Below are 14,228 nucleotides of genomic sequence, written 5' to 3' on the forward strand. Positions count from 1 at the left end.
GCGGGGTCCGGCGGGCCGAGGTGCGGCCCCGTCCGCCCAGCCGGTAGACTCGCCGGTGGTCCGTGCTCGTGCACCGGACCGCAGTCGTTGCAGCTGAGGCTGCAGGTACCGGGGCGTAGCGTAGTGGCTAGCGCGCCTGCTTTGGGAGCAGGAGATCGCAGGTTCGAGTCCTGTCGCCCCGACGTTGGAGCGGCTGCCCGGTCCTGCCGGGCAGCCGCCTTCCCGACTGTCCCGGGCCGGAGAGCGGCACCGGAAGACCCAACCGACCTACCACTCAGGAGTGCAGCGGAAGTGAAGAGCGCCGTCGAGAAACTCAACCCCACCCAGGTCAAGATCGTGGTGGACGTCCCGTTCGCGGAACTGAAGCCGTTCATCGACCAGACCTACACCTCGCTCGCCAACCAGATCCAGGTCCCCGGCTTCCGCCGCGGCAAGGTTCCGGCGCGGCTGATCGAGCAGCGCGTGGGCTTCGACTTCGTCGTCGAGAACGCGCTCAACGAGGGCCTGAACACCTTCTTCCAGCAGGCGCTGGCGGAGAACGAGATCACCCCGCTGACCCAGCCCCAGGTCGAGGTCCTCGCCAAGCCGGACGAGACGGACCGCGAGGCCGACGTCAAGGTCGAGATCGACGTGGCCGTGCGCCCCGAGATCGAGCTGCCCGACTACAAGGGCCTCGAGGTCGAGGTGGAGGCCCGCGAGGCCTCCGCCGAGGACGAGCAGAAGGCCCTCGACGAGCTGCGCGGGCGCTTCGGCACCCTCAAGTCCGTGGACCGTCCCGCCGTCGAGGGCGACTTCGTCACCCTCGACCTGCAGGCCCTGGTCGACGGCGAGGAGGTCGACGCCGCCAACGACCTGTCCTACCAGGTGGGCGCCGGCACGATGCTCGAGGGCATGGACGAGGCCATCACCGGTCTGTCCGCCGACGAGGACGCCACCTTCGAGACCAAGCTCGCCGGCGGCGAGCACAGCGGCGAGGACGCCGTCGTCAAGGTCAAGGTCACCGCCGTCAAGGAGCGCGAGCTGCCCGAGGCCGACGACGAGTTCGCCCAGCTGGCCTCCGAGTTCGACACCATCGAGGAGCTCAAGGAGGACCTGAAGAAGCAGGCCGCCGAGGGCACCGTGGTGGAGCAGGGCGTCGAGGCCCGCGACAAGGTCCTGGAGAAGCTGCTGGCCCTCGTGGAGATCCCCGTGCCGCAGGCCGTGATCGACGAGCAGATCGCCCAGCACTTCGACAACCCGCAGGCCGAGGCGGACCACGACACCGCGGACCACCGGGCCGAGGTGCAGAAGAACGCCGAGGACGCGTTCCGCAACGAGATCGTGCTGGACGCGGTCGCCGAGGCCGAGGAGATCGGCGTCGAGCAGTCCGAGCTGATCGACTACATCGTCAACATGTCCCAGCAGTACGGCATGGACCCGAACCAGTTCGCCCAGCTGCTCGACTCCTCGGGCCAGGCCGGCCTGATGGTGGGCGAGGTGCGCCGCCGCAAGGCCCTGGCCAAGGTCCTGGAGTACGCGACGGTCACCGACACCGAGGGCAACACGGTGGACCTCTCCGAGTTCGTGCGCCCGCAGGGCGAGGAGCAGGCGGGGGAGCCCGCCGAGGAGGTCGAGCCCGAGGAGACCACCGCGGCCCCGACCCCCGGCACCGAGGAGGAGTCCGCCGACTCGCCCGAGTCCGCGGAGTCCGCCGACTCCCCGGAGTCCGCCGACTCGGCCGACTCCCCGGACTCCGCCAAGTGACGTCCTGACACCGCTCCCGACGACGCCGCCGTCCCGCCCGGGACGGCGGCGTCGTCGTGTGCGGCGGGCGCGCCCTACGACCATGCGCCATCAGCGAACAACCCGGACGGGGACCGGCCGGGACCCGGGGCGGGCACTAGTGTTCTGTTCAGAGATCACCGGACCACACGGACGAAAGAGGCACTGTTACATGACCTCCGCTCACGAGTCGCCGTTCGGCTCGACCCACGCAACCTCCACCGGACCGCGCCTGCAGGGCGGCGGCCCCATGGGCGGCCAGGACGACTACGTCTACAACCGGCTGCTCAAGGAGCGGATCATCTGGCTGGGCTCCGAGGTGCGCGACGACAACGCGAACCTCATCTGCTCGCAGATGCTGCTGCTCTCGGCCGAGGACCCCCAGGCGGACATCTTCCTGTACATCAACTCCCCGGGCGGCTCCGTCACCGCGGGCATGGCGATCTACGACACCATGCAGCTCATCCCGAACGACGTGGTGACCGTGGCCACCGGCCTGGCCGCGTCGATGGGCCAGTTCCTGCTGTCCTCGGGCACCAAGGGCAAGCGCTACTCCACCCCGAACGCCCGGATCCTCATGCACCAGCCCTCCGGCGGCATGGGCGGCACCGCCTCGGACATCCGGGTGCAGGCCGAGCTGATCCTGTCGATGAAGCAGCGCCTCGCGGAGCTCACCGCCGAGCAGACCGGCCAGTCCCTGGAGACGATCCTCCGGGACAACGACCGCGACAACTGGTTCGACGCCCAGCGCGGCCTCGAGTACGGCTTCTTCGACCACATCGCCAGCTCGGCCGGCTCCATGACCGGCGGCGGCGGGACCATGAAGGACCAGGAGTAGGACCTCGGCGGTCCCACCACGTCATCAGGCACGCTCTTCCAGACCTCCGAGGAACTCAACCATGACCTTCACCCACGGACCTTCGTCCACGGCCGGTTCCGCGGCCGCCATGCCCACCAGCCGCTACGTGCTCCCCGACTTCGAGGAGCGCACCCCCTACGGGTACCGCCGGCAGAACCCCTACACCAAGCTGTTCGAGGACCGGATCATCTTCCTGGGCGTCCAGGTCGACGACGCCTCGGCCGACGACGTCATGGCGCAGCTGCTCGTGCTCGAGGCGCAGGACGCCGACCGGGACATCACGATGTACATCAACTCCCCGGGCGGGTCGTTCACCGCGATGACCGCGATCTACGACACCATGCAGTTCATCCGCCCCGAGGTCCAGACCGTGTGCCTCGGACAGGCCGCGTCCGCGGCGGCCGTGCTGCTCGCCGGCGGCACCCCCGGCAAGCGCCTGGCCCTGCCGAACGCCCGCGTGCTCATCCACCAGCCGGCCATGTCCGGTCAGGGCGGGGGCCAGGCCTCGGACATCGAGATCCAGGCCAACGAGATCATGCGCATGCGCGAGTGGCTGGAGGAGACCCTGGCCCTGCACTCCGGCAAGACCGCCGAGGAGGTCAACCGGGACATCGAGCGCGACAAGATCCTCACCGCGTCCGCCGCCAAGGAGTACGGGATCGTGGACCACGTCCTGGAGTCCCGGAAGATCCACAAGCCCGCGACCGTCACCTCCTGACCCGGGCGACCCGCCGCAGCCCAGCCGCAGGGCCCCGGTGCGCCGCGACCCGACCGGTCGCGGCGCACCGGGGCGCCCTGGTGTTGGGGCGGGACCCGGTCCTCGCCTATCCTGGACGAGGATTCCCGTACCCCGACCAGAGGACTGTTTCATGGCGCGCATCGGCGAGACCGCGGATCTGCTCAAGTGCTCCTTCTGCGGCAAGAGCCAGAAGCAGGTCCGCAAGCTCATCGCGGGCCCGCGCGTCTACATCTGCGACGAGTGCATCGAGCTGTGCAACGAGATCATCGAGGAGGAGCTGAGCGAGGTCAAGGACCTCGAGCAGCAGGAGCTCCCCACGCCCCACGAGATCTACCAGCACCTCCACCAGTACGTGATCGGCCAGGAGACCGCCAAGCGGGCGCTGGCCGTGGCCGTGTACAACCACTACAAGCGGGTCCGGGCCGGCGAGAACGGCAAGCCCCTGTCCCTGGCCACGGCGGCCGGTGACGAGGACGTCGAGATCGCCAAGTCCAACATCCTGCTGGTCGGCCCCACCGGCTCCGGCAAGACGTACCTGGCCCAGTCCCTGGCCCGCAAGCTCGACGTGCCCTTCGCGGTGGCGGACGCCACGTCCCTCACGGAGGCCGGCTACGTCGGCGAGGACGTCGAGAACATCCTGCTCAAGCTCATCCAGGCCGCGGACTACGACGTCAAGCGGGCCGAGACGGGGATCATCTACATCGACGAGATCGACAAGATCTCCCGCAAGTCCGAGAACCCCTCGATCACCCGCGACGTCTCCGGCGAGGGCGTGCAGCAGGCGCTGCTGAAGATCCTCGAGGGCACCGTGGCCTCGGTGCCCCCGCAGGGCGGGCGCAAGCACCCGCAGCAGGAGTTCATCCAGATCGACACCACCAACGTGCTGTTCGTCGTGGCCGGCGCCTTCGCCGGGCTCGAGGACATCGTGGACTCCCGGGCGGGCCGGACGAGCATCGGCTTCGGCGCGGAGCTCAAGCAGAGCGGGCCGCGCCACGAGGTGATGGCCGACGTCATGCCGGAGGACCTGCTGAAGTTCGGCCTGATCCCCGAGCTGATCGGCCGCCTGCCGGTGGTGACCACGCTGCGCGAGCTGTCGGTGGCCGACCTCACCCGCATCCTCACCGAGCCGCGCAACGCGCTCGTGAAGCAGTACAAGAAGATGTTCCAGCTGGACGGCGTCGAGCTGACGTTCGACCCCGAGGCGCTGACCGCCGTCGCCGAGCTCGCGATCCAGCGGGGCACGGGCGCCCGGGGGCTGCGAGCCATCCTCGAGGACGTGCTCCAGCCCGTCATGTTCGAGCTCCCCAGCCGGGAGGACATCGCCGCCGTGCTGGTCACCGCCGAGGCCGTGGCCAAGCAGGCCGAGCCGGAGATCATCACCCACGAGATGATCCGCGAGGAGCAGAACCGGAACAAAACCGCCTGAGCCGTGGCTTCTACTCGGTGACGCGTCCGCCACTTCCGGCGGACGCCCTGACGAGAGGAAGCTGATGACGGACAAGGTGGAGTTCTGGTTCGACCCCCTGTGCCCCTGGGCCTGGATGACCTCCCGGTGGATGGAGGAGGTCGAGCGGCTGCGCGACGTCGAGGTGGACTGGCGGATCATCTCGCTGGGCATCCTCAACGAGGACAACCCCGACAACCACCACCGCGGCCGGGAGAAGTCGATGTGGCTGGTGCGGGTGGTCGAGGCGGCGGCGCGCGAGCACGGCGACGAGTACCTGAAGAAGCTCTACGACGCCATGGGCACCCGGCGCCACCCCGGAGGGGTGGAGGACCTGGAGCAGATCATCCGCGAGTCGCTCGAGGAGACCGGTCTGCCGGCGGAGCTCGCGGCGGCCAAGGACTCCGACGAGTTCGACGACGCGCTGCGCGCCTCCACGGAGGCCGCCCAGGCCGTTGCCGGCGAGGACGTCGGCACGCCGTGCATCGCGGTCAACGGCGTCGGCTTCTTCGGCCCCGTCTTCACCCCCGCCCCCACGGGCGAGGACGCCGCGCGGATCTGGGACGGCTCCCTGGCCCTGGCCTCCTACCCCGGCTTCTACGAGCTCAAGCGCGGACGGGAGCAGGGCCCCGACTTCTCCTGACCCGTTCCCGGCGGGTCCGGGATCCCGGACGCCGGAGGGCCCGGACGCGCGAGGACCCGGACGCACGAGGGCCCGGCCGCCGCGGCGGCCGGGCCCTCGTGCTGCGTGCCGGGGGCGGCGCTACCGGGCCGGCTCCTCCGCGGGGACCAGCTCGACGTCGCGCACGGCGAGGCCCTCGGGCCCGGCGACGAGCACGAGCTCGGCGGCGTTGCCCGCGGCCTTGAGGTCGCCCAGGCCCGCCTCGAGGCGGGCGACGTCCTCGGCGGCGGCCGTGATGGTCGCCGAGCGCACCTCGGTGCGCTGCTTGACCTTGGCCTCGGACTTGGCCTTGCGCAGCCCCGAGAGGGCCTCGCCCACGGTCGTGAGCACCTCCGGGTCGGCGTCGGTCACGGCGTCCGCGAAGCCCTCGACGCCCGGCCACGAGGCCCGGTGCACGGAGCCGGTGCGCCACCAGGACCAGACCTCGTCCGTGGCGAACGGCAGGACGGGGGCGAACAGGCGCAGCAGCGCGTCGAGGGTCGTGGCGAGCGCCGCGTGCACGGACGCCTGCGCGGCCGCTCCGCGGGCCCCGTAGGCCCGGTCCTTCACGAGCTCGACGTAGTCGTCGGTGAAGGTCCAGAAGAACTGCTCGGTGAGCTGCAGGGCCCGGGCGTACTCGTAGTCCCGGAACGCCTGGCCGGCGCGCTCCACGACCGTGGCCAGCTGGGCGAGCAGCGCACGGTCCACCGCGTCGGTCACGACGTCCGCGGACGCCCCGGCGCCGAGCACGGAGGCCTCGGTGACGCCCTGGGCGAGGACGAACTTCGAGGCGTTGAGCAGCTTGATGGCCAGCCGGCGGCCGATCTTCATCTGTCCCTCGTCGTAGGCGGTGTCCGCGCCCAGGCGGGCGGAGGCGGCCCAGTAGCGCACCGCGTCGGCCCCGTAGTTCTCGAGCACCTCGGTGGGGACCACCACGTTGCCCTTGGACTTGGACATCTTCTTGCGGTCCGGGTCGAGGATCCACCCGGAGAGCGCGGTGTTGGTCCAGGGCACCGTGCCGGCCAGCGACTCGGAGCGCACCACCGTGGAGAACAGCCAGGTGCGGATGATGTCGTGGCCCTGGGGCCGGAGGTCCATCGGGAAGGTGTTGGCGTGCAGGCGCTCGTCGAACGCCCAGCCGGTGGCGATCTGGGGGGACAGCGAGGACGTCGCCCAGGTGTCGAGCACGTCAGGGTCGCCGGTGAAGCCGTGCGGCTGGTCCCGCTGGGTCTCGTCGAAGCCGGGGGCCGGGTCGGCGGCCGGGTCCACGGGCAGCTGGTCGAGGGCGGGCAGGACGGGGTCGTCGTAGTCCGGGTTGCCGTCGCCGTCGAGCCGGTACCAGACCGGGAAGGGCACCCCGAAGAAGCGCTGGCGGGAGATCAGCCAGTCGCCGTGCAGGCCCTCGATCCAGTTCTCGTACCGGGATCGCATGAACGCGGGGTGCCAGTCCATCTCGCGCCCGCGCCCGATGAGCGCCTCGCGCCGGTCGGCGTCGCGGCCGCCGTTGCGGATGTACCACTGGCGGGAGGTGACGACCTCGAGCGGCTTGTCGCCCTTCTCGTAGAAGTTCACCGGGTGCATGACCTTCCGGGGCTCGCCCACCAGGTCCCCGGACTCCCGGAGCATCTCCACGACGGCCTGCTGCGCCGAGAACACGGTCCTGCCCGCCACCTCGGCGTAGCGCTCGGCCGGGGCGCCGGCGGCGATCCACTCGGGCGTCTCGCTCGCGAAGCGGCCGTCACGGCCGATCAGCGCCCGGGTCGGGAGGTCCAGCTCCCGCCACCACGTGACGTCGGTGAGGTCGCCGAAGGTGCAGATCATGGCGATCCCGGAGCCCTTGTCCGGCTTGGCCAGCGGGTGCGCCCGCACCTCGACCTCGACGTCGAACAGGGGGGAGCGCACCGTGGTGCCGAACAGCGGCTGGTAGCGCTCGTCGTCCGGGTGGGCGACGAGGGCCACGCACGCGGGCAGCAGCTCGGGGCGGGTGGTCTCGATGTGCACCGGCTCGCCGTCGGGACGGTGGAAGGCGACCCGGTGGTAGGTGCCCTCGCGCTCCCGGTCCTCGAGCTCGGCCTGGGCCACGGCGGTGCGGAAGGTGACGTCCCACAGGGTGGGGGCCTCGGCCATGTAGGCGTTGCCGGCCGCGAGGTCCTGGAGGAAGGCACGCTGGGAGACGGCCCGGGAGCGGGCGTCGATGGTGCGGTAGGTGCGGGTCCAGTCCACGGACAGGCCAAGGGTGGAGAACAGCTGCTCGAAGACCTTCTCGTCCTCGACGGCCAGCTCCTCGCAGAGCTCGATGAAGTTCTTGCGGGAGACCACGTCCCAGTCGCGCTGGTTCTTCGCGGGCTTCTCCGGCGGGCGGTAGTCCTCGACGTAGGGCCTCGTGGGATCGCAGCGCACGCCGTAGTAGTTCTGCACGCGGCGCTCGGTGGGCAGGCCGTTGTCGTCCCAGCCCAGCGGGTAGAAGACGTTCTTGCCGCTCATCCGCTGGAAGCGGGCGATCACGTCCGTCTGGGTGTAGGAGAACATGTGGCCGACGTGCAGGGAGCCCGAGGCGGTCGGCGGGGGAGTGTCGATCGAGTAGACCTGCTCGCGCGTGGTGTCCTCGTCGAAGGCGAAGGTGCCCTCCTCGCGCCACCTGCGCGCGTACTTCTGCTCCAGGCCCTCCAGCGCGGGCTTGTCGGGAACGGTCACGGGCGTGGTCTCGGGCGTGGTCTCCGGTGCGGTTGCGGGCGTGTCTGTGCCCTGCGTGTTGTCAGCCATGCCGACCAGTCTCTCACGAGCCCCGGCGCGCGCCCCGACGTCCCGGTGCTTGGGCGGCGCCCGGCGCCCGGCTAGCGTGGGGCCCATGACCGATCAGCAGAGCTCCACCACGCACACCGGCAGGGTCGCCGTCGTCACCGGCGCGTCGACCGGCATCGGGGAGGCCACCGCGCGCGAGCTGCGCCGGTCCGGCTGGACCGTCTACGCGGTGGCCCGCCGCGCCGAACGGCTCGAGGCCCTGGCCCGCGAGACGGGGGCCGTCCCCGCGCCGTGCGACATCACCTCGGACGCCGACGTCGAGGCCCTCCGGGACCAGGTGCTGGAGGAGCAGGGCCGCGTGGACGCGCTGCTCAACATCTCCGGCGGCGCCCGCGGCACGGACCGCGTGGCCGAGGCCAGCACCGAGGACTGGGAGTGGATGTACCAGGTCAACGTGCTCGGCACGATGCGCCTGACCCGAGCCTTCCTCCCGGCGCTGCGTGCCAACGGCGAGGGCACCGTCCTGAACCTCACGTCCCTCGCCGCGCACCGGGCCTACGAGGGCGGCGGCGGCTACAACGCCGCGAAGTTCGCCGAGCGGGCCATGACGGAGGCGCTGCGGCTCGAGGAGGCCGAGCACAACGTGCGCGTCGTCGAGATCGCCCCGGGCCTCGTGCGCACCCCGGAGTTCTCCCTCAACCGCCTCGGCGGGGACCAGGAGGCCGCGGAGAAGGTCTACGCGGGCGTGGACAAGCCCCTCACCTCCGAGGACGTCGCCCAGGTGTGCGCCTTCGCGGTGAACCTGCCCCACCACGTGGACCTCGACACCGTGACCATCAAGCCGGTCGCCCAGGCGGCCCCGCACAAGCTGATCCGCGGCCGGTAGCCCTCCCCGCGAACTCACCCACCCCCGCCGAGGTCGCGGCTGTCGGCCACCGGAGACCGCCGGGTCGCCGACAGCCGCAATCTCGGCGACGTCCCGGGTGGGTTAAGATGGGGGCAGTCATCACGGCGTCGATCCGGCCATCACCGGGGAGCCTTCGGAAGAAGAGGGCCCCTGGGCCCCCAGTAGAACCGAACGGGTAAGCCCGTCACAGCAGTCACGAGCGGCGGCCCGTGTCCCCCCGGGGACCGGGGCGCAAGCGAGGTGGTACCGCGTTCCGCCCCGGGCGACCGGCCGGCAGCGTCCTTGCACCCTGACCCGCACGAGCAGCACCGACGTCAGAACGAGGATGGACCCCGTGTCAGACCAGCCCGTCTACCCCAAGGCGACCACCGACCCCGCGGCCCGCGGCGTCCCCGCGGCGCCCGCGTTCCCCGCCGTCGAGGAGCGCGTCCTGGCCTACTGGGCGCAGGACCGCACGTTCCAGGCCAGCGTGGACCAGCGCGACCCCGGCCGGGACGGCTCCAACGAGTTCGTCTTCTACGACGGCCCGCCCTTCGCCAACGGACTGCCGCACTACGGGCACCTCCTCACCGGCTACGTGAAGGACCTCGTGGCCCGCTACCAGACCCAGCGGGGCCGCCGGGTGGAGCGCCGCTTCGGCTGGGACACCCACGGCCTGCCCGCCGAGCTCGAGGCGATGAAGCAACTGGGGATGGCGGACAAGCAGGAGATCGAGCGGATGGGCGTCGCGGCGTTCAACGACGCCTGCCGGTCCTCCGTGATGAAGTACGCCTCCGAGTGGCAGGACTACGTCACCCGCCAGGCCCGGTGGGTCGACTTCGACAACGACTACAAGACCCTCAACCCGGACTACATGGAGTCCGTGATCGCCGCGTTCAAGGCGCTCGACGACAAGGGCCTCGTCTACTCCGGCTACCGCGTCCTGCCCTACTGCTGGAAGGACGAGACCCCGCTGTCCAACCACGAGCTGCGGATGGACGACGACGTCTACCAGGACCGCCAGGACCAGACGGTGACCGTCACCTTCCCCGTGCTCGACGACGCCTCGTGGGCGGTCCGGCCCGAACTGGCCGCCGAGCTCGCCGGGGTGGAGGCCCTCGCCTGGACCACCACGCCCTGGACGCTGCCGACCAACCAGGCGATCGCCGTGGGCCCCGAGATCGTCTACGCCGTGGTCCCGGGCGCCGGCGAGCTCGAGGGCCGGCGCTTCCTGGTCGCCGAGGAGCTGCTGGGCGCCTACGCGAAGGACCTCGGCTGGGGCGAGGCCGAGGACCCGGCGGCGGCCGCGGCCGCGGCGGTGACCGCCCGGCACCGCGGGGCCGACCTCGAGGGGCTGCGCTACCAGCGGCTGTGGGACTACTTCGCGGACGCCGAGCGCTTCGGCACGGGCACGTCCTGGCAGTTCGTCGTGGCCGACTACGTCACCACCACCGACGGGACCGGGCTCGTGCACCAGGCGCCCGCCTACGGCGAGGACGACCAGAACGTCTGCGCCCGCTACGACATCCCCGTGGTGCTCTCCCTCGACGAGTCCGGGGTGTTCTACCGGCTCTTCGAGGACGAGCGGCTCGCCCCCGGCGCGCCCCTGGCCGGGATCGCCGGGCGCAACGTCTTCGACAAGGACGTGGCCCGCACGGTGGTGCGGGACCTCAGGGCCCAGGGCCGGCTGGTCCGGGAGGCCAGCTACGAGCACCCGTACCCGCACTGCTGGCGATGCCGGAACCCGCTCATCTACCGCGCCGTGTCCTCCTGGTTCGTGGAGGTCACCCGGATCAAGGAGCGGATGGTCGAGCTCAACCAGCAGATCACCTGGATCCCGGAGAACGTCAAGGACGGCCAGTTCGGCAAGTGGCTGGAGAACGCCCGCGACTGGTCGATCTCCCGCAACCGGTACTGGGGCACGCCCATCCCGGTGTGGGAGTCCGACGACCCCGAGCACCCGCGCCGCGACGTCTACGGGTCCCTCGCGGAGCTGGAGGCCGACTTCGGCCGGCTGCCCGTCAACGACCGGGGCGAGGTCGACCTGCACCGGCCCTGGATCGACGAGCTGACCCGCCCGAACCCCGACGACCCGACGGGCGCCGCCACGATGCGGCGCGTGCCCGAGGTGCTGGACGTGTGGTTCGACTCCGGGTCGATGCCGTACGCCCAGGTGCACTACCCGATGGAGAACCGGGAGTGGTTCGAGACCCACAACCCGGGCGACTTCATCGTGGAGTACATCGGCCAGACCCGCGGCTGGTTCTACACGCTGCACATCCTGGCGACCGCGCTGTTCGACCGGCCCGCGTTCCGCAACGTCATCAGCCACGGCATCGTGCTGGGCTCGGACGGGCAGAAGATGTCGAAGTCCCTGCGCAACTACCCGGACGTCAACGAGGTCCTGGACCGGGACGGCGCGGACGCGATGCGCTGGTTCCTGATGTCCAGCCCCATCCTGCGCGGCGGGAACCTGGTGGTCACCGAGCAGAGCATCCGCGACGGCGTGCGCCAGATGATGCTGCCGCTGTGGAACGTGTACCACTTCTTCGGCCTCTACACGAACGCCGCGAACGGCGGCGCCGGCTACGAGGCCCGGACCCGCCACGACTCGGAGCACGTGATGGACCGCTTCGTGCTGGCCGCCACCGGCCGGCTCGTGACGGACGTCCAGGACGCCTTCGACCGCTACGACGTCTCCGGGGCCGCGGAGCGCCTGCGCTCCTACATGGACACCCTGACCAACTGGTACGTGCGCCGCTCCCGGGACCGGTTCTTCGACGAGGACACCGTCGCCTTCGACGTGCTGTACACCTGCCTGGAGACCGTCTGCCGGGTGGCCGCCCCGCTGCTGCCCCTGGTCGCGGAGGAGATCTGGCGCGGGCTGACCGCCGGGCGCTCCGTGCACCTGACCGACTGGCCGGACGCCTCGCTGTTCCCCGCCGAGGCCGGCCTGGTGGCGCGCATGGAGACGACCCGCACGATCTGCTCCAACGGCTCCGCCCTGCGCAAGGCCCACCAGCTGCGCGTGCGCCAGCCGCTGGCCGGGATGACCGTGGTGGTGCCCGGGGGCGACGAGCTCGCGGGCACCTTCGAGCGCATCGTCGCGGACGAGCTGAACCTCAAGTCGGTGACCCTGCTCGATGCCGGCCAGGCCTCCGCGGAGCAGTTCGGCATCTCCCAGCAGCTCAAGGTCAACGCCCGCGCCGCGGGACCCCGCCTGGGCAAGGGCGTGCAGGCCGTGATCAAGGCCGCGAAGTCCGGGGACTGGAGCACGGCCGAGGACGGCACCGTCACCGCCGGCGGAACGGCGCTGCAGGAGGGCGAGTACGAGCTCGAGACCGTCGTGGCGCAGGACGCCGCGGCCGGGTCCCGCGCCGTGGCGGTCCTGCCCGGCGGCGGCTTCCTCGTCCTCGACACCGAGCTCACCCCCGAGCTCGAGGCCGAGGGCACCGCCCGGGACATGGTCCGGGCGATCCAGCAGGCCCGCAAGGACGCCGCCCTCCAGGTCTCCGACCGGATCCGCACCGTCGTCACCGCCGACGAGCGGACGGTCGCCGCCCTCGAGGCCAACCGCGGGCTCGTGGCCGGCGAGACGCTCTCCGCCGAGCTCGAGCTGCGCGTGGGCGAACCGGCCGTGGCCGTGTCCGTCGTGGGCGCCCCGACCGGGGCCTCCGCCGGCACCTCCGCCGGCACCGGGGCGGTGCGGGCGTGAGCGCCCCCTTCGCCGGGACCGGTGGGGCGGGGACCGTCGAGGAGGTCTACGCCCGGCTGCTCGAGCGCGCCCCCGAGAACCGGATGGCCCCGCGCCTGGACGCGATGCGCCGGACCATGGAGGTCCTGGGGGAGCCGCAGCGCGCCGCCCCGGTGATCCACCTGACCGGCACGAACGGCAAGACCTCGACCGCCCGGATGGTGGAGGCCCTGCTGCTCGCCCACGACCTGCGGGTGGGCCGCTACACCAGCCCCCACCTCTCCCGGGTCACCGAGCGGATCAGCGTGGACGGCGCGCCCGTCGACGACGAGACCTTCGTGCGCGTCTTCGGCGAGATCGCCCCGTACCTGGGTTTCGTGGACGCCGAGCTGGCCGAGCGGGGGGAGCCCCGGCTCAGCTACTTCGAGACCGTCACGGCGCTCGCGTTCGCGGTCTTCGCGGACGCGCCGGTCGACGTCGTCGTCCTCGAGGTGGGCATCGGCGGCTCCTGGGACGCCACGAACGTGGCGGACGCCGCGGTGTCCGTGGTGACCCCGATCGACCTCGACCACACGGACCTGCTCGGCGACACGCTCGGGGAGATCGCCACCGAGAAGGCCGGGATCCTCAAGCCGGGCGGGTTCCTCGTCTCCGCCGCGCAGGACCCGGAGGCCGCCGAGGTGCTCCTCGCCCGGGCCCGGGAGCTCGGCGTCCCGTTCCGCTTCGGCGGCGTCGAGTTCGGCGTGGAGGCCCGCGCCACGGCCGTGGGCGGTCAGGTGCTCACGCTCCAGGGCCTGGCCGGGCGGTACCCCGAGGTCCTGCTGCCGCTGTTCGGCGCCCACCAGGCGGAGAACGCGGCCCTGGCCCTCGCCGCCGTGGAGGCCTTCCTGGGCGGCGGGGAGAAGGAGCTCAACCCCGAGCTGGTCCGCACCGGGCTGGGCGCCGTCGAGTCCCCGGGACGCCTGGAGCTGGCCCGCAAGGCGCCCCCGGTGGTCCTCGACGCCGCGCACAACCCGCACGGGCTCACGGCCGCGGCGGCCGCCCTCAAGGAGGCCTTCACGTTCGGGAAGCTCAACCTCGTGGTGGGGATGCTCCGGGAGAAGGACGCCGAGGCGATGCTGCGGGTCCTGCTCGACGAGTACGAGGAGTTCCACACCGAGTTCTGGTTCACCCGGTCCTCCTCGCCCCGGGCGGTCGACCCGCAGGAGCTCGTGGAGCTCGCCGTGGACCTCGGCTTCCCGGAGGACGTGGTCCACGCCGTCCCGCAGCTCGACGACGCGATGACCGAGGCCGTCCAGGACGCCGCAGCCCGCCCGGAGTTCGACGGCGCCGTGCTGGTCACGGGCTCGATCACCGTGGTCGGCGAGGCCCGCGCGCTGCTGGGGCTGTGACCGTGCCCCGCGCCCCGCACCGACCGCACCCCCCGCACGAGAGGACCCGTC

The 14,228-nt window shown here is 71.6% G+C and carries 9 protein-coding genes and 1 tRNA gene; 9 read left to right on the top strand and 1 reads right to left on the bottom strand.

The window, feature by feature from the left end; translation table 11 throughout:
- The first annotated feature begins 109 nt into the window (after positions 1-109).
- The 6 genes from AC6CH6_RS03260 to AC6CH6_RS03285 all read left to right on the top strand — a co-directional run bounded on the left by AC6CH6_RS03260 (position 110) and on the right by AC6CH6_RS03285 (position 5,446).
- Positions 110-182: transfer RNA gene (locus AC6CH6_RS03260), tRNA-Pro, on the top strand.
- Positions 183-291: 109 nt separating this feature from the next.
- Positions 292-1,743, top strand: a complete 1,452-nt coding sequence (gene tig, locus AC6CH6_RS03265; protein WP_498253987.1) for a trigger factor — start codon at positions 292-294, stop codon at positions 1,741-1,743.
- A gap of 190 nt (positions 1,744-1,933) precedes the next feature.
- A complete protein-coding gene (locus AC6CH6_RS03270; protein ID WP_017834584.1) occupies positions 1,934-2,599 on the top strand; it encodes an ATP-dependent Clp protease proteolytic subunit in 666 nt (221 codons plus the stop codon).
- Positions 2,600-2,660: 61 nt separating this feature from the next.
- The gene (locus tag AC6CH6_RS03275; protein WP_368819948.1) at positions 2,661-3,338 is read left to right on the top strand and encodes an ATP-dependent Clp protease proteolytic subunit; all 678 of its coding nucleotides are present in this window, start codon (positions 2,661-2,663) and stop codon (positions 3,336-3,338) included.
- A gap of 151 nt (positions 3,339-3,489) precedes the next feature.
- Positions 3,490-4,785 (top strand): ATP-dependent Clp protease ATP-binding subunit ClpX, encoded by a 1,296-nt coding sequence (gene clpX, locus AC6CH6_RS03280; protein ID WP_017834586.1) that lies wholly within the window; start codon positions 3,490-3,492, stop codon positions 4,783-4,785.
- A 64-nt stretch (positions 4,786-4,849) separates the two neighbouring features.
- Positions 4,850-5,446: a mycothiol-dependent nitroreductase Rv2466c family protein gene (locus tag AC6CH6_RS03285; RefSeq protein ID WP_133410796.1), complete on the top strand. Its 597-nt coding sequence runs from the start codon at positions 4,850-4,852 to the stop codon at positions 5,444-5,446.
- A 120-nt stretch (positions 5,447-5,566) separates the two neighbouring features.
- Here the strand turns inward: AC6CH6_RS03285 and valS are convergent, their stop codons facing one another.
- Positions 5,567-8,227, bottom strand: a complete 2,661-nt coding sequence (gene valS / locus AC6CH6_RS03290; protein ID WP_498253988.1) for a valine--tRNA ligase — start codon at positions 8,225-8,227, stop codon at positions 5,567-5,569.
- Positions 8,228-8,312: 85 nt separating this feature from the next.
- Here valS and AC6CH6_RS03295 point away from each other — a divergent pair, with 85 nt between their 5' ends.
- The 3 genes from AC6CH6_RS03295 (at position 8,313) to AC6CH6_RS03305 (ending at position 14,177) form a co-directional block, all read left to right on the top strand.
- Positions 8,313-9,092, top strand: a complete 780-nt coding sequence (locus AC6CH6_RS03295; RefSeq protein WP_498253989.1) for an SDR family oxidoreductase — start codon at positions 8,313-8,315, stop codon at positions 9,090-9,092.
- Between the two features lie 346 nt (positions 9,093-9,438).
- Positions 9,439-12,807, top strand: a complete 3,369-nt coding sequence (gene ileS, locus AC6CH6_RS03300; protein ID WP_498253990.1) for an isoleucine--tRNA ligase — start codon at positions 9,439-9,441, stop codon at positions 12,805-12,807.
- Entirely contained in the window at positions 12,804-14,177 is a 1,374-nt protein-coding gene (locus tag AC6CH6_RS03305; protein ID WP_498253991.1) for a bifunctional folylpolyglutamate synthase/dihydrofolate synthase, read from the top strand. Before ileS ends, AC6CH6_RS03305 begins: the two co-directional genes overlap by 4 nt.
- Positions 14,178-14,228: the final 51 nt, after the last annotated feature.

The sequence above is a fragment of the Kocuria sp. GQ42 genome, assembly GCF_059758435.1.